The sequence below is a fragment of the Pseudomonas sp. AC172 genome, from assembly GCF_979258595.1.
The window spans coordinates 192110-207477 of the sequence record NZ_OZ409868.1 but is presented as its reverse complement, the minus strand read 5'-3'; the positions used below and the strand labels follow the sequence as shown (position 1 = coordinate 207477).

Annotated in this window: 20 protein-coding genes; all 20 read right to left on the bottom strand. The window is 60.1% G+C overall.

The window, feature by feature from the left end; genetic code table 11:
• Positions 1-53: 53 nt before the first annotated feature.
• The gene (locus ACZ0A4_RS00985; RefSeq protein ID WP_007908778.1) at positions 54-350 is read right to left on the bottom strand and encodes a phage tail assembly protein; all 297 of its coding nucleotides are present in this window, start codon (positions 348-350) and stop codon (positions 54-56) included.
• Positions 347-694: a phage tail tube protein gene (locus ACZ0A4_RS00980; protein WP_007908779.1), complete on the bottom strand. Its 348-nt coding sequence runs from the start codon at positions 692-694 to the stop codon at positions 347-349. The genes ACZ0A4_RS00985 and ACZ0A4_RS00980 overlap by 4 nt, the downstream gene beginning before the upstream one ends.
• Before the next feature lie 67 nt (positions 695-761).
• Entirely contained in the window at positions 762-2258 is a 1497-nt protein-coding gene (locus ACZ0A4_RS00975; RefSeq protein ID WP_141128798.1) for a phage tail sheath subtilisin-like domain-containing protein, read from the bottom strand.
• Entirely contained in the window at positions 2258-2437 is a 180-nt protein-coding gene (locus ACZ0A4_RS00970) for a DUF2635 domain-containing protein (protein WP_007908782.1), read from the bottom strand. The genes ACZ0A4_RS00975 and ACZ0A4_RS00970 overlap by 1 nt, the downstream gene beginning before the upstream one ends.
• Positions 2434-3018: a phage tail terminator protein gene (locus ACZ0A4_RS00965; protein ID WP_463572696.1), complete on the bottom strand. Its 585-nt coding sequence runs from the start codon at positions 3016-3018 to the stop codon at positions 2434-2436. The genes ACZ0A4_RS00970 and ACZ0A4_RS00965 overlap by 4 nt, the downstream gene beginning before the upstream one ends.
• A 141-nt stretch (positions 3019-3159) precedes the next feature.
• Positions 3160-4191 carry a phage late control D family protein gene (locus ACZ0A4_RS00960; protein WP_463572695.1) on the bottom strand — a complete coding sequence of 344 codons (1032 nt, stop codon included), beginning with the start codon at positions 4189-4191 and terminating at the stop codon, positions 3160-3162.
• Between the two features lie 9 nt (positions 4192-4200).
• Positions 4201-4413, bottom strand: coding sequence for a tail protein X (locus ACZ0A4_RS00955; protein ID WP_064393145.1), 213 nt, complete (start codon positions 4411-4413; stop codon positions 4201-4203).
• Complete coding sequence (locus tag ACZ0A4_RS00950; RefSeq protein WP_463572694.1) at positions 4406-4789, bottom strand: phage tail protein; 384 nt, start codon at positions 4787-4789, stop codon at positions 4406-4408. The genes ACZ0A4_RS00955 and ACZ0A4_RS00950 overlap by 8 nt, the downstream gene beginning before the upstream one ends.
• The gene (locus tag ACZ0A4_RS00945; protein ID WP_463572693.1) at positions 4789-7047 is read right to left on the bottom strand and encodes a phage tail tape measure protein; all 2259 of its coding nucleotides are present in this window, start codon (positions 7045-7047) and stop codon (positions 4789-4791) included. The genes ACZ0A4_RS00950 and ACZ0A4_RS00945 overlap by 1 nt, the downstream gene beginning before the upstream one ends.
• A gap of 129 nt (positions 7048-7176) precedes the next feature.
• Complete coding sequence (locus tag ACZ0A4_RS00940; protein WP_463572692.1) at positions 7177-7758, bottom strand: phage tail assembly protein; 582 nt, start codon at positions 7756-7758, stop codon at positions 7177-7179.
• Between the two features lie 178 nt (positions 7759-7936).
• The gene (locus ACZ0A4_RS00935; RefSeq protein ID WP_016985055.1) at positions 7937-8443 is read right to left on the bottom strand and encodes a phage major tail tube protein; all 507 of its coding nucleotides are present in this window, start codon (positions 8441-8443) and stop codon (positions 7937-7939) included.
• Entirely contained in the window at positions 8443-9609 is a 1167-nt protein-coding gene (locus ACZ0A4_RS00930) for a phage tail sheath protein (protein ID WP_150646974.1), read from the bottom strand. The genes ACZ0A4_RS00935 and ACZ0A4_RS00930 overlap by 1 nt, the downstream gene beginning before the upstream one ends.
• A gap of 2 nt (positions 9610-9611) precedes the next feature.
• The gene (locus tag ACZ0A4_RS00925; protein WP_463572690.1) at positions 9612-9797 is read right to left on the bottom strand and encodes a hypothetical protein; all 186 of its coding nucleotides are present in this window, start codon (positions 9795-9797) and stop codon (positions 9612-9614) included.
• 232 nt (positions 9798-10029) lie between these two features.
• Entirely contained in the window at positions 10030-10608 is a 579-nt protein-coding gene (locus ACZ0A4_RS00920; RefSeq protein WP_463572689.1) for a hypothetical protein, read from the bottom strand.
• 9 nt (positions 10609-10617) lie between these two features.
• Positions 10618-12231, bottom strand: a complete 1614-nt coding sequence (locus ACZ0A4_RS00915) for a phage tail protein (RefSeq protein ID WP_463572688.1) — start codon at positions 12229-12231, stop codon at positions 10618-10620.
• Entirely contained in the window at positions 12232-12867 is a 636-nt protein-coding gene (locus tag ACZ0A4_RS00910) for a phage tail protein I (RefSeq protein ID WP_160056257.1), read from the bottom strand.
• Positions 12864-13859, bottom strand: a complete 996-nt coding sequence (locus ACZ0A4_RS00905) for a baseplate J/gp47 family protein (RefSeq protein ID WP_463572687.1) — start codon at positions 13857-13859, stop codon at positions 12864-12866. The genes ACZ0A4_RS00910 and ACZ0A4_RS00905 overlap by 4 nt, the downstream gene beginning before the upstream one ends.
• Positions 13856-14188 carry a phage baseplate protein gene (locus ACZ0A4_RS00900; RefSeq protein WP_016985063.1) on the bottom strand — a complete coding sequence of 111 codons (333 nt, stop codon included), beginning with the start codon at positions 14186-14188 and terminating at the stop codon, positions 13856-13858. The genes ACZ0A4_RS00905 and ACZ0A4_RS00900 overlap by 4 nt, the downstream gene beginning before the upstream one ends.
• Before the next feature lie 14 nt (positions 14189-14202).
• Positions 14203-14811 carry a phage baseplate assembly protein V gene (locus ACZ0A4_RS00895; RefSeq protein WP_463572685.1) on the bottom strand — a complete coding sequence of 203 codons (609 nt, stop codon included), beginning with the start codon at positions 14809-14811 and terminating at the stop codon, positions 14203-14205.
• A gap of 3 nt (positions 14812-14814) precedes the next feature.
• Positions 14815-15336 (bottom strand): hypothetical protein, encoded by a 522-nt coding sequence (locus ACZ0A4_RS00890; protein WP_463572684.1) that lies wholly within the window; start codon positions 15334-15336, stop codon positions 14815-14817.
• Positions 15337-15368 lie beyond the last annotated feature (32 nt).

Here is a 15368-nt window from a genome sequence, read left to right as displayed (position 1 = left end):
CATCTGTTCGGGGTCAACCTTCCAGAACCAGGCCAGGTCATAGGCGACGGCGATCAGGTCGGTGATGGCGCCGACGCCGCACTCATGAAAAAACTCGCAACCGCCCAGCTCAGCGCATTGAGGTCAGCCAGATCCAACTGGTTGACCGACGACGGTGGGATGCCGGCGCACACGGCGATGTATTTGGCCGCCACGTCCATGTCGAGGCTGACTTCTTCGCTCTTGTCGATCTTGTACGGCAGCGCCTTGATCGCTCGCACTTCCTGCACCGTCGGACGGCGCAGGACGAGTTCGGTCAGGGGCTCGCCGTGAGCTTCGATCGCAACCTGAAGCTTCACGGCGCCGCTCATTGCCAGGTCCCCTTGATGCCTTCGAATTTCAGTTCGATGGTGGCGTCATCGCCTTTGGAGACTGGCTCTTCGACCAGGTAGGCACCGGCCAGCACGTAGACTTTGCCGTTGCTGAATTCGCAGGTGACGGTGATGTCGGTGCCTTCGATCAGCTTCTTCAGCGGGAAGTCGGCGGTGTGCAGCGCGGTCACTTTGAACGACGGCGCGATGTCGGTTTCCTTGTAGAAACCGGGTACGACGGTTTCGCGTTTAACGGCCATCAGCGGGGCTTCGCAGCCGCCATTGATAGTCAGTTGCGCGCCGTCGACTTTGACGTAGCAGGTGCCTGCAATCAGTTGACCCATGGTGTTACTCCCTTGAATAAAAAAGCCCACGCGAGGTGGGCTGATAACTTGCCGTCAAACGCGCGGATCAAGCCGCGTCGTCGTACTGCAGACGGAATTGGTTGAGCAGTGCGAACACGCGCAGACCGTTGATGTAATCCGGCGGGAACAGCACGTTCACGCGGCTCGGGTCCTGCACGTCGCGCTCGACGATCAGGTGTTCGGCGAACAGCTCGGCGTTCTCTACGTGGCCTTCCAGTTCGAGCTTTGCGTACTGCGCGATCAGCTCACCGCGAATGGTCGCTGGGGTGACTATTGGCTGGCCGGCGCCGAAACGGGTGCCGTCGGAGGCCAGTTTGTGGCGACCGTACTTGCTGGTGATCACGCTTTGCAGACGACGCACGATGAACGCCGACTGGTGCATGGTTTCGCTGTCCAGGTAGGAGTTGTCGGCCTGCCCGTAGGCGTTTTTCTGGTAAGTGGTGATCGAGCGCTGGATGCGCACGTAGCCGCCTTCGTAGTACGCGGTGGCGATGCCGTAGTTGAGCAGCGACTGACGCTCGGTCAGGGTGAAGCGTTCGCTGGCCGGCGCCGGATCAACGCCCGGCAGGCTGCCGCTCTGGGTTGGACGGCTGGCGTCGGCGGAAATAAACACCGCGGTGCGTGCAGCCAGTGCAGCGGCTTGTACCCAGAACGGTTGCGGAACGCCCGGCTCCAGTGCCTGAATGGTCATGTGCTGATCATTACGTGCCTGGCCTGCTGCGACCAGCGTGCCGACGGTGCCACGTTTGGCGCTGTAGACGTGACCGAACAGTTGCTTGGCCCACGACCAGCGACCGGTGCTGTCATCCATGACCGCTTGCCAGGTGTTGAGGGTCGACAGATCGGACCATGGCAGTGCGATGAACTCGAACGGCTCGTCACCCAACGCGGCAATCGCCGCCACCTGATCCGGCACACCGGCGCCGCCGGTCATGGCGGTGATCGCAGTGGTCAGGCCGGCCGGGGTGTCTTCGCCGTTGCTCTTGCCCAGGCGATTGAATTGCAGGCTGATGTCGTTACCGCTGTCGCCAGTCCATTTGGCGCTCAGGGTGACCACACCTTCGGCAGCGGCAGCGCTGACCGGCAGATCGGCGGTGGCGTTGATTTTCTGCGCCAGGGCGGTGGCCGCCTGAGCAGCGGTGGCACCGTTGACCACGGTGGCTTGCACACGCACGCCGCCGACATACAGATTCAACACGCCAGCCTGAGTGGCGGCGCCAGTCAGGGTCAGCACGCCTTTGGCGATCGCGCCTTCGGCGTTGTGCAGCGGCAGGCACCAGATCTCACCGATCGGGTCAGCCTTGCGGAAGGTCTCGTACATCGAGGCGAGCATCGAGCCTTGGCCGCCGATGCTCTTGGCCAGCGCAACGCTGGAGACCAAAACCAGTTTGCCGACTTCGGTCGGGGCAATGTTGTCGTTGACCTGAGCGACGATCAAACGACGCAGGGTCGAACTCGCGCTATTGGCGGCCGAGTTGTCCATTTCGGCATAGAACAGCGGTACACGAATGTCCGCAGGGATGTTGCTGAATCCGATCGCCATTATTTGGCTCCCTTTTGTTTGGCTGGTGCGGTTTTGAGGGTGATATCGCCGTCGGCCAGACGTCGGCGCCACCAGGCGCTGTCCAGCACTTCACGGCCTTCGAGCGGCAGCAGATCGCCGGCCTCCGGGTCAGGTACGACACGGCCTTCGGCCGGCAGTACGGTGATGCGATTGCTCATGGGGTTACGTCTCCAGAGAAAGTCATTTCCACGCGCCCATCGGGGCCCGGGCGTTTCAGGTTGGGGTCGGCCGGGTCGATCGCATCGACCCGCACGGTGGCCCCGGTAAAGGACGACAAACCGTCCAGTTCGCGTTCGTGCCAACTCTCCGCAGGCTGACTCGGCAGATTGCGGCCAAGCTGGAACTCGGCAAAAAAGCGCAGCCGGTAGAAGGCGCGGCTGCTGTTGATCGAGACCATTTCGCCGCCGTCATAGGCGATGGCGCTGTAGTCTTTGTCCGGCTTGAACCCCACCAATGCGCGCCACAGTTCAGCGCGCAGGTCGTGCAACAGATCCAGCGCTTTTGTAGCGTCGCTGGCGTCAAGCACGAGGACGATTTCGAAGCGCTCGCGAATCGGTTGCGCGGTGAGGTTTTGTGCAGTGCTGGTGCTGGCCAGATCCGCCAGCGGCAGAACATGCGCCGAAGGCATTGGCAGATCGGGATTGCCTTGCAGCAACGCCAGATCCACGCCCACCGAAATGTGATTGGCAAGGTCAGGGCATTGCCCACGCAGTTGCGTGAGGATCGGGGTGATCTTCATGAGGGTGTTCCAGAATGATGAGAATTGCGCAGGACCCAATGTGGGAGCGAGCCTGCTCGCGAAAGAGGTGTGTCAGTCGCTTTCAATGTTGGATGTTCCGGCCTCTTCGCGAGCAGGCTCGCTCCCACAGGGAGTTGGTCGTCAGTCTTTGGACTCGGCTTTCGGGTCGAGGCACGACGCATCGATCAGGCAGCGATAGCTGTTCTCGCGATTGCCACTGGCGGTGACCTTGTCGATCGACCAGCGCCCGCGCATGAAGTCCGGCCAGGTGTCATCGAGCAGTACCAGGCCTTCAGCGGCCAGTCGCGGATCGCCCGGGCAGGTGATCTTCACCTTGAACTTTTGCCGGAGCATCTTGCGCACTTCACCCTCGCCGACAGCAATGGCGTCGGCTTCATTGGGTTGCTTCTGGCGGATGGTCTTGAACGGCGCAAGTCCCGTTTCGACCCAATGCAAAACGCCTGTAACAGCATCGACAAAACAGGTCTTGCAGCCCTTGGCCTGTTCGCGGGCGGCCTCTTCCAGCGTGGCGCTGATGAAGGCGTGATCGCCGGGACGATTGTTGTGGGTGACCGACAACGTCACATCCTGCAGTTTCTGGCCCGAGATGGATTTGATCTGCCCGGGCCGCGCCAGCACATACGCATCGCCATAAGGTTTGGCGACCAGGTTGTACTTCTTTGCCAGCCGCGTCAGAAAGCCCATGTCGGTTTCATTGGACTGGTCGACGTGGGCGATCTTGATCATCGACACGTCCGCAGCGACACGCGATGAAAAACCGTGCTGCGACACCAGTTGGCTAAACAATTGACCGAGCGTCGTCGGTCCATGACTGGCGGTGCGGCGCTGCTTGAAACCGGTCTCGTCATCCTTGCTGAACGGCGCTGCCGTGGCCACCAGGGTCAAGCGAAACGGAAACAGCGTCGGTGTCAGGCGAGTGACTTTGAACTGGCCCTTATCGACCATCTCTTCCATTTCCAGGTAACCCACCCGCAGGCCGATTTTACCGCCCAGATTTGGCAGCCCTTCGAGGCCTTCCAGATCGATGGTCAGGGTCAGTTGATCCGACTCGATACCGGCCGCATCAATGTGTTCCCAACTGATCAGACGCTGGTTGAGCAGATTCGCGTTTTCGCCATAAATCTCAACGACCGGAGTAAAACCCAGTGCCATACAAGCTCCTTAATCCCACGCCGTGAGCGCTTTGATCGCAGCGGGTTTGCTGTCGAGTTCAGGCAGCACGACCCAGATGCCAGCAGGCAGAACCGGGCCGTGCTCAGCCAGGGTCGGGTTGAGCTTCCACAGGGCTTCCTCAGCGGCGTCATCACTGCGCCCCGTTTCGCGGTAGAGCAGCAGATTCACCGAATCACCGGCCACGCTTCGAACCTTACGCATTGTTGAACTCCGCCAGTTCGATGATCCAATCGACCACCATCGCCGTGCCGTCATCGATGATCTGGGTCTGGGTTTCCTGAACGTTGTTGATCCGCCACAAACCCCAGTTACGACCGATGCCGTCGATCAATGGCAGCGGGATACGCAGCGCCTGCAAGGCGCGCAATTCGTCGAGCCGATCCATGGCCACGGCATACATCGACTTGCCGGTGATGGTCAGGGTTTCCGGTTTCTGGCCGGTCTGACTGGATTTGGGTTTGCTGGTGAGAATCTGTATTTCCGTCCAGCCGCCATCGGACTTGCGCAACAATTGGTGGTACGCAAAGCTGCGGGAGAGGCCGAAGATGAAACTGCCCAATGCCATTTGTTGTTTCATCAGGCGACTCCATCGGTCAGGGCTGCGTCACGGCGGGTGCCGAGAGGGTTGGTACTCATCGAGGAAATAAACTGAGTGTTGAAATGGTTTTGCATGACTTGCGAAATCACCGCGCCGACTTTTTCCGAGCTGGCTATTTCGCTGCCGCTGATCTGAATCGACGGTGCATAGGTGATCTGCTGGTTTTGCGTCTGAGCGTTGCTCAGATCCTTGGCCACTTGCGCGGGAGGCGCGAGTTTGTCCTCGGCAGGCTTGCCCCATTGTTCACCGACGTAAGAACCGAGCATTGCGCCCAGCGTCCCCCCGATGAAGGTGCCGATGCCGGGCGCAATGAACGTGCCGATCGTGGCACCGATGGCGGTGCCGGCCAGCTCGCCGGCGGCACCTTTGACCGCTTGGTCATCGCCTTCGCGCCAACCTTTCAGTCCCGTATAGGCCGCGTGCGCAATGGCCAGCGGCGCTCCCAGTTTTACCGCCGGCAGCGCTTGGGCGATTTTGGGCATGACCTTGGCGCCGACGCTTTCGACCAAGGGCATAAGCTTGGCAACAGGCCCTTTGAGTCGCGATGCCAGCTCGTTGTTGCCCAGGCCATCGGCGAACAGTTTGAAGCCCATTTTGATGTCATCGAACAGAGGCGCGACCTTGGCCGTGAGCCCCCCCAAACGACTGCTCCCACTGGCGCGTGGAACTGTCGTACGCGCCGATGTTCTGGCCTGCGAGCGTCGACCCGGTCGACGACCCGATCGTTTGTTTTTCCGCCCGCCATCAGAGACATCGTCACCGACGATGGCATCAGCAATATCGGCGGGTAATCGCGTCGTCGCCAGGCGTAACAGCTTCGCGGAAACGGTGTCGAGGACTGAGGCAACGCCGGTTTTCAGCGCCCCTCCCACAAAAGGAAGGGCTGCGGCCCCCAGCAGAACCAATCCTGCAGTAAGCGCCGGGAAAGCCTCCGCCGCGCTGCTCACGCCATTGACCAGCGCGGTGAGCACCACTGCGGCACCATCCGCCAACGGAGCCAGTGCCGTGCCAAATGCCGTCGACAATCGGGTGAGACTCGCATCGAGCGAATTCCAACGCCCTTGCGACGTATTGCCAAACGCCTCGGCGGATTTCGCGGCAGCTCCCGAATCAGCACCCAGCTCCGATGTCGCATATTTACGCTTGTCAGCCACCTGCGAGAATGCGTTTTGTACATCCTCGGGTTTCTTCAGCAGTTCAAGAACTCTGACGTCGTTTTCGCCAAACAGCGTCTTCGTCAGTGCTGCCCGCTCTTGCCCCGGTTGCTTATTGAGCGCAGCAAGCACCGAGTTGATGGCAGCGGGAGCGTCCTTGCGCATCTCGTCCGCCAACGTTTCTGGATTGAACCCTAAGCGGGTGTAAGCCGAACGCTGTTCCGTTGATGCATCTGCGCCCTTGGCCAGCACCGAAGTAATGCCCTTCAGCGCGGCGCTGGCGCCCTCCTTGTCGGCGCCACTGTTGAGCAGCGCCGCCGCAAATGCGGCCACCTGTTCCGGGGTCATGCCGGCAGTGTTTGCGGTCTCGCCGGAGCGTTGCACGACCGAACCGATGTCGGCGGCCTTGGCATCCAGGCCACTGTTGCCGAGATAGCTCGTCGCATCGGCCAGATCCTGGCTCTGATAGCGATCCAGCTTCAGCGATGAACGCCAGGCCGCCAACATCTCGCCAGCCGTTTTGACGTCCATCCTGAACGCCGATGCGTTGATCGCGGCATCACGAGAGAACCACTTCAGCTCATTCGCACGCTGGTCACCGTTGGCTCCATCGGCGATACCGGATCGTGCTCCGGCGACTTGAACTTGCAATAGGTCAGCGTTGGTTGCACCACTGGCCGCTACCTGTTTCTCGCTGGCCAGTTCCAGCGTGCTTTGTGAATGCGCTTGCAACTGCCCGTTGCTCATCTTGAGCAACTGATTGAGTTCAACCAGCGCAGTCTCGTTGGCCATCGCTGGTTGCATGAGCTTCGGTGGCGGACGCTGTTCGATCTCAGCCTTGAGCTTCGACTTCGGCTCACTGTTGGCAGCCGGCGCCGCTGCCACGACCTTGAACAACGATTGCTGGCTGACCAGCAACTCGCGCAGCTTGATCTGCTCTTGGGTCAGCAAGCGAATGTCCACGCTTGCCAGGGACAGCGTCAGATTCAAATCCTGCAGCGGTTTACCGAGACTCGCCGGCAGCGCGTCTGCGGTGTTGCCACTCAGATCGGCGTACGTCGGCGCATATTTGCTCTCTGCCATTGCCGCTCTACTCCTGTTTTACGCCAAGGCGAGTGATCGCTATGTCGTAGCGGCGCAACGCCTTTTCGGCGTCCCATTCCAGAATCTCCGCTTCACTTACCGGGTAAATGAGCGGGACGATATCGAGGATTACTTCGATGTCGCGTTCCGAAAGTAGGCCGCCGGCTGGTTTAAAAAATCGTCGATGCGCACCTGCAATTGCGTCCAGTCCGGGACGGTCATCAGGGCCAGATCGGGGATCATCAGGCCGGTGCAATGGGCGGTGATGAACTCGGCGCGTTCCTTGGCCGTTTTCAGTTTTTTCATCACTTTGGTGGCGCGCAGCACCGGCATTTCCAGGCTCAGCGAGGTCACGGTGCGGCCGGTCACGGCGAGCGGTTGCAGCAGTTGCACCTGGTCGGCATCGGCGGATTTTTCCGCGTCTTCGACCTGCTCGAGAAAGTACGACGCAGGCTGGGTCGACATCTCATGCACGTACTGGGCGATGCTCACGTAGTCCGGGCGCTTGAGCTGGTCGAGTTCCTTGACCGACAGGCCGGTGGCGAGCAGCGCCAGTTCGAAGAACTGATCGTCTTCGTCATCACCGGCACGCTCCAGCGCTTCTTTTTGCGCGGCGTAGAACAGTGGCTTGAGCTGGATTGTCTCGATATGCGAACCGTCGTCGCCGGTGATCGGCGACAACAGGTCATGCTGGGGTGGCATCCACGACATGTATGAATTCCTTGGTGATTCTTGGGGGTTACTCAATTTCTGCCAGTCACACTGGCCCACTGTGGGAGCGAGCTTGCTCGCGAAAGCGGTCGTTCAGTCACATTGATGTTGAATGTGCCAAAGGCTTCGCGAGCAAGCTCGCTCCCACAGGGTTTTGTGATTGCGTGTAAGCCGTGAGTTACGGCATCAGCACCGCACGCCGCGCATCGCCGAGGATGTCGACGCCGTTGAGCACGAACTTCTGGGTGCGCACGTCGATGTCGATCACCGGCACGCCGTTTTCCAGGCGGTTGTAGGTGCGGCAGGACAGCTCCAGATTGGTCTTGGGTTTTTCACCCATTTTCACGGCGGTTTCTTCGAGGGATTTCAGCTTGCCGCCGACGGTGTGATAGGTGAACCAGGTGTTGCCATCCTGATCCTGACCGGCCTCACGCACGTTCAGCAGGATGTCGTCGCCCAGCTTCACACCCAGTGCCAGCATGACTTCGGCGCCGAGACCTTGCAGGGTCAGCTTGGCGTTGAGCGCTTTACCGCCCTTGGCCATTTCCTCGACGATGAAGCGGCCGCCACGCATTTCTTCCACGTCGAATTCAATCTTCGGCGGGGTGAATTCTTCAACGGTCGCCGACAGCGGCAGGCCTTGCAGGGTGGCCGCGATGGCCTGTCTTACGCGGTTGGTAAACATTAGAGAACGTCCTCCAGGAACTGCTCGATGATTTCATCGCGGGCGTTGAGTTGATAAACCATGTGTTCGTTCGGCGCGTAGCGGCCGTAGTCGATGACCACGAACCAGGTGCCGTTCTTGTACTTCTCGACGCTGTTCAGTTCCGGGTGCAGATAAACGCTGCCGCCAGGAATGGTTTCGTCGGCAACCAGGGTTTGCAGCCAGTCGTTGATGCGTTTGACTTCCTGATCCATGAACGACTTGGTCAGGTTCTTGGCCATGGCTTTCTGGCCAGCTTTTACCAGCTTGCGGCTGATCGCATCTTCGAGGCCGACGTAGCTGATGAACTTGCCGGTGATCGAGCGGTTACCCAGCAGCGAGAAGCCGCCGAGCACGGTACGGGCGTAGTAGCTGACGCCATAACGGTTGAGCAGATCGCCTTCAGTGGAGGTGTCGAGGATGTTGTATTCAACGACCCGCGAAACGTCCTCGGCGTAGGTCACCTGGTTGCCCGGGCTCTCCCACTGCTTGACCTTGGCCAATGCGGCAATCGCCAGGCTGGAAGGCGACAGGAAGACGTTTTTCTTCGCGGCTTTCGAGTACACGGCCGGCATGTTGTGCACCACCAGGCAACGGTCGAAACCGAGATCCGCACCGCCCAGTTCCTGGCTGTACAACACTTGATCGGCGACCGAGGCGTCCTTGCCGTCCAGCACCACACGGGCCTTGATGCGCTTGCCGAACGAAGCGAATTCGCTGGCCACCGCTTTAGTGCCAGTGAAGCCCGGCGCACCGATGATGGTCAGGTCTTCCGGAACGCTGCCCAGCGCAGCCAGCCCTAGCTTGCGGCCGGTCAGCGGATCAACACCGCCGATCACGTTGTTGACGGTGTCGGCCGGGGTCGCGCCCGCTTCGACGATCACCACGTACACCGGCACCTTGACCACTTTGAGTATCTGGTAAACCGCGTGGTACAGGGTGCCTTCTTCCGAACCGGTCGGATCGAGCAACGCGTGAGTAGTGAAGCTGTTGATGCGGAACGGCGCGTTGCGCGGAATCAGCGGATCGGCTTTCGGCGCGGTGCCAACCAGACCGATAACGTTGTCACCCAGGCCACCCATGGCCTCGGGGGATTCGGTGGCATTGACGGTAATGCCGTTGTGCTCGAAGTTCAGAACTTCAGCCATAGTCAGTCAGCCTTCTTGGCAGCGGCCTTTTTGGCCAGGGTGGTTGGGGTTTTCAGTTCCAGTCGACCGGCGAAGTGCAGTGCACTGGCCTCGACGTCGAGCAGATCAAGGTCTTGACCGATGCTCGACCAGTGCCCACCACCGGTGGGGAATGGGACGAGCACGGTGTAGGTTTGGCGGGTTGCCATTTTTCGTTTCTCCATAAACGGGAAAGCCCCTCTTAGGGAGGGGCTTGGCGGGTGTTGAGTGTTTTATGAGGGAAAGAAAACGCTCCGGGTTCGGGGCGTTTGTTGAGTTGCCGGTTCAAGTTGAACCGGTGGGTACTTCAGGTATCAGGATCCACCTGGGTGACGAGCTCACGAATCAGTGCACTCATCGGACTATCCGCGCTGCGAAACCACAGACGTACTACGCGCACCGTCAACCCTGCACACGATCAATGCCAGTCACCGTCACCTGGAAAGCCTTGATTGCTTCGTCGGCGATCTGTCTGGCTTCATCGATTGCATCAACTGCAATCCTGGCCTTAATCAGTTCCTTCGCCTCCAGGCGCCTTTCCCGAATCAGGTATAGGGCCTCTGCGTAGCGGCCGGCTTCGATCAGGATGCCGTCGGCAGATTCTTGAGGCGTACGGCCTGCGATTGCCCAGGCAGCCACAGTGCGCGGTACCGCATCTGCGGGATAACCGGCGTCTTTGAATGCTTGTGCTTCGGCGGCCGTTCGTTCGTATTCGACCGCCCGGAGTGGATCGACTGCAACCATCCGCCGAGCCTGGTCGGCGTAGTTATCAATTCTCGCGCACAGGTCAGCAACGGTAGGCGCAGGCTCGCCATCATGTTCCCATTGGCCTTCCCATTCGCCGTCATCACTGATTCGCCTACCTTTGAATCGAGGATTCCAGCAAGGTTGAGGCAACTGGACAGCCGTCCAGTTTTCGGCCCCGACCGGGGCATCGGTGGCGTAGAGAAATAGCCCGGTTTGATCAATGACAAAAATCATGCTGCCCCCTTAAGCCGCTTGAACGCAGAAACTGAACTGGCAGCGATAGCCACTTACGCCCGACGCCGATCCAATCGAGTAGTCCAGGACAACCTCGCCCGTGGTTTCCGCGCGCCACGACAACAAACCGAACCCAAGCTGACCACTGGTCGCCCAACCGCCTGCGCCGCTCATTCTGCTGAGGGGTCGAAAGCCCGGTGGAAGCGTGAACATGACCAATGCATCGGTACCGCTACTGACCCAGCGAGCAACATCGAGACTCACATAGATATTGCCATTGGCTCTCCAGTATCGGGAGGAATGGTTGTCGGTGAAGCCGTTGATAAAGGCTGGAACCTGGAGGGTAGTCGTGGAGAAGTTCGCGAAAGCAGTGCTGACAACGCTGTTGGTCTGGCCTTGGGTATAGCTGTCGACAATTCCGTAGCCCGCCAGCGTATTGGGTTTTCCTGAGCTGATCTTGCTCCAGTCCAGAGCGGGGATATCCGATGCAATCAGGTTCCCGCCACTGGTAGCCAACCCTTTGGCATTGACGGCAATTTTTGTGTAAGTACCGGCAGAAACGCCCGAGTCAGCCAGCGCCAGTGAAATGTTGGCGTTTGCCGAGCCGTCAAACGAAGTGCTACCGCTAGCCGCGCCGGAAATGGCAATACTGCGCGCCGTTTCAAGCTTGCGAGCCGCTACCGCAGTCGCATTGATGCCAAGGGCGTCAGTGATCCCGAAGCCGGCCAAAGTATTGGGATTCGCCCCCGCAGTCGCTCGGCCATATTCATCAACCGTCAAACTCTTGTAAGTCCCGGCCGCAATCCCGGTACGCCCGGCCAGCATCTTGAATGTCAAAGCGGTAGTGCCGAGGTTGACCGGCGCATTCGTGGTCAGGTGCCACAGCGAATCTCCGTTCGCCGTGCCCTCCTCGACCATGACCGTAAGTCCCGGTGTGACCTTGGCGCTGGAGTTTGCATCGGTCGCCCGCACCCAGTCGCCATTGGCGACGATCCACAAGCCGTTGTCCTTGGCCAGGGTCTGGTTCGCAACAAGCACACGATCACCAGCGATCACTGCGACCCCGTCGATTTGCTGCGCACCGCTCAGCACGATGTTGCTGGATGCAGCAACACGCACGGATTGCTTGCCATCCAGTTTGCCGAGTTCTTCGGCGAGGTAACTCATGACCCAGGCACGCGTGGCTTTGACGACGGTGTCATCAATCAACAACGTCACCAGCGACGCATTACTGGTCTCAAAAATCGAGCGAATGTAGAACTCTTTACCGGAACCCGACGTCGCCAGAACCGGTTTAAACGACTCCGGATATTTGACGATGGCGTAGAGAATCCCGGTGTCGGTCCACAGCCCCGCCTCTCGCACATACCAGCCGCCGACATCCGGCGGAATGGTCACTTCGGCGAGCAGCCAGCTCGGATTTTTCTCGTCCTGGAACAGCGCATTGAGCGGCCCGCGCCAGACTTCGCGTTTCAGCGCGGTGGCGGTCGCGGCCGGGTTGTAGACCGTGCCGCCGCCGTCGCCGACGGATATCTGCGTCAACTTGATCGGCGTGCCCGCGGCCTTGCACGCCGTTTCGTAGGCAATCCCTGCGTTGGTGAGCAGGGTGTAATAGTCAGCCATTCAGGCCCCCTGAGGATAAATAGTGGATGTTTCGACGGTGTACATGCCGGCGGCCATGAACGCCTCTCCCGAGGTTTCGAGCCCTTCGATGAACACCGGATAAACCGTGGTCAGCTCACCGCAGAACGTCGCGGCGCCGATGACGTGATTGCCGAAAGCGCTCAAGCCGACCGAGACCGTCAACACATCCCGTTCGCTCTTGGCATCGGCCAGACGTCGGTCGAGACGGGCGTCGATTTCTTCGCTGTAGGGTTGGTCGCTGAAGGCGCGTACGGAAAAGCTGTAAGGCGCACCGGGCGGTGTCTGTTCGTACCAGGCGCGGATTTCCGGGCGCAGTTGCAAACCCTTGGCAGCGTTTTCCAGCGCCTTGCGAGTGCCGGCCTGGCGCGCCGTGGGCCAGGCCAGTTCGACGGTCAGGCGCTTTTCCGCTTCCGGTGCAGCGGTGCTCCATTCAGCAACACCGCGATCCGCTGCCAGATACGGCAGGAATGCGACCGGCGTTTCGCTCGGGTTCATCAGTTCAGGAAATGGCGGCGCGATGCGATCAAGCAGTGCGCCGAAGCCCAGATCCAGACCTCGTTCGAGTGCCGAACTGTTGGCCGGCAACAGCGTCGGGCGCTGAGTCTTTTCACTCATAGCGTCAGCACCTCAACTTCGACCGCTGTGCAGTACGGCGCCTGAAACGCGGTGGTCACGATCGGCGTCAGCGGTTCGAGAATCTGCAGTTGCACGGCGCCGGCACTGTGCAGCGTGTAGTCGATCCAGCTCGGATCAACCCGACCTTCGAGGCGATGGCAACTGTCAGCGTAAGCCTGCAATTGTTGTTGCGCGGCGACTTTGGTCAGGCCCGAATCGGGGCCGGAATTTATCTTGGCGACAACGCGGATCTTGTAGCGCTGAATGTCGGCTGCCTTGACCGTGACAAGGTCGGTTTCCGGTCGTACATCAGGCCGTGCGAAGTGCTGACGAACGCCGTCAAGCAATGTCGCGGAAGGCGTGCCATCGCCGTCGCGGGACAGCACAGTGACCTGTACTTCGCCCGGCGCGGTGCGCCGAGCATTGCCATCCTTGACCTGCGCGGCGAGGCCGTCCGGGTTGAACGTGTAAGTGACATTCACCACACCCGCCTCGGTGGATTCGACTTGCACCGTAGGACGCTCGCCAAGGGTGAAAACTTCACGGCGATACTGCATCCGTGAGCCCGCCGCCGGAGCGTGTGGCGCCAGGTAATAACGCAGGCGGGCGTCATCGTCGCTTTCATAAATCGCTGGCACCGGCGGGAATGCCGCCGGGTCGCCCGGATCCAGCAATTGCCGCTCCAGGCCCATGTCCGCCAGCCGCGCATCGAGGTTGGTGCCCGTCGCCCACCACGCCAGCATCTGTTTGATGCGTGCGTTGTATTTGCGTTCGTGGGTTTGCAGCCGGACACAGAAAGCCTCAAGCGCCAGGGTCAGCAGTTCGCTTTCGTTTTCCAGACTGGTCTTGAGTTTCGCGGCACTGTCCGGCGAACGCACACCGACGTATTCGATGACGAACGTCTTGAACTCGGCGAGCAAGTCTTCAAAGGCTTCAACGGTGATCAGTGCGGGTTCGGCCAATTGATTCTGACCGGGGATCAACATGCTCATGTCACGACCTCGAAGGTTTGTTGACGGTTTTTCCAGGTGCCGGCGAAGCGCAGCAGCAGACCGGCGCCCTGACGGCTGGCGACGATCACTTGTGGCTGAAAATCGTCGATGCCGTTTTGCTTGTTGTAGAACGCTTGCGCCGCATGGCTTTGGGCCAACAGCAGAACGTCATCGCCGAGGTTCTGCCCCAACAGTGTGGGGATAAGCGATCCATACAAGGGCCGTTTCTGCCGGGTGCCCAGCGGCGTGGTCAGGGCCCGGGTCGCGCGCTGCACGAATTGCAGCCAGTCGTCGACCGTAGCCCCACTGTCTCTATCGATTCCGATCATGGGAGGCTCTTGAATCAGGGGCTGATGACGCGGCCCTGGTGATCGACCAATGGACCGCTGAAGTGCACGCCAGAAGCGTCGATGGTCATGCCGACCGCACCCAGTTGCAGGGTGATCAGTTGTGGCGTCATCGCCAGTCGCGCCGGGCCGATGCTCAGTTCCAGCGACTCGCGAGAACCGCTGAAGGCTGCCGGGTCGTTTTGCCAGTGCAGGGTGTGCGAAGCATCGTCGTAACCACTTTCGCTGCCGTCCTGATGCACTCGACGGGTCAGCGTCGGCACCGTCGAGGCTGGCGGAAAGCGATCGCTGTTCAAGCCGAACAACGCCACGCTTTGTGCGCCGCTTTCGCCGCTGCCGTAGTTGAACAGCAGACACTGCTCCCCCACTGTTGGAATCCGCGACTCACTTTGCGCCCCGGCACTTGGGTTGAAAAACTTGATCGCCGGCGTGAGCAAGCCACCGTGACTGACCTGACAGCTGTTGCTCGCGGCGTCGACTGTCTGGCAAATGCCGATGCGGCAAAAGCTTTCCGCGCGGCGGTGCAGGTCGTCGATTTCCGCTTCCATCTCAGCCAGGCGTTCGATGATCGGACCCAGTTGCATACGCAGTAATGCGTCGAACATCGTTCAGGCCTCCAGCGCGGTGTATTGGTCGGGGTCGTCGATGTTGCTGACTTCCCAGGTGCGGGCAAATTTCGGCGTGCCCAGCGGATCGTCGAGCAAGGTCGGGCCGAGGTAGAGGGTTTGGTTGAACGTCAGGGTCCAGGCCTTGTATTGCTGGTCGGCGCGGATGAGCAATGACGGCAAACCATCGATATCGATCGGCAGATCACACTGATTGCCGGGCAGGCCCCAGCGATTGTCGGTGATCAGGTTTTTCAGCACGGCGATCAGATCGCACGCGGCAAACGCGGTCGCTGAAAGCGCCGGGATGACTTGCAGCGATGGCGTCATGACATGAGCGATACGCCCATCAGCGGCGCGCAATCCCGAGGCATTTCGATCGAAGTCGATCAGCACCCAGGCCTGATCGCCTGGTGCCGTGAAATCGCCGTGCTTGCCGACGCTGATATTGAGCCCGGCGGTGTTGCGCAGCGTCGTCGCGATGGCGGTGAACAGTTGCGACGGCAGCTGAATCGGTGTGGGCATACATGACCTCCTTTTCATTCGTCCACGCGCAG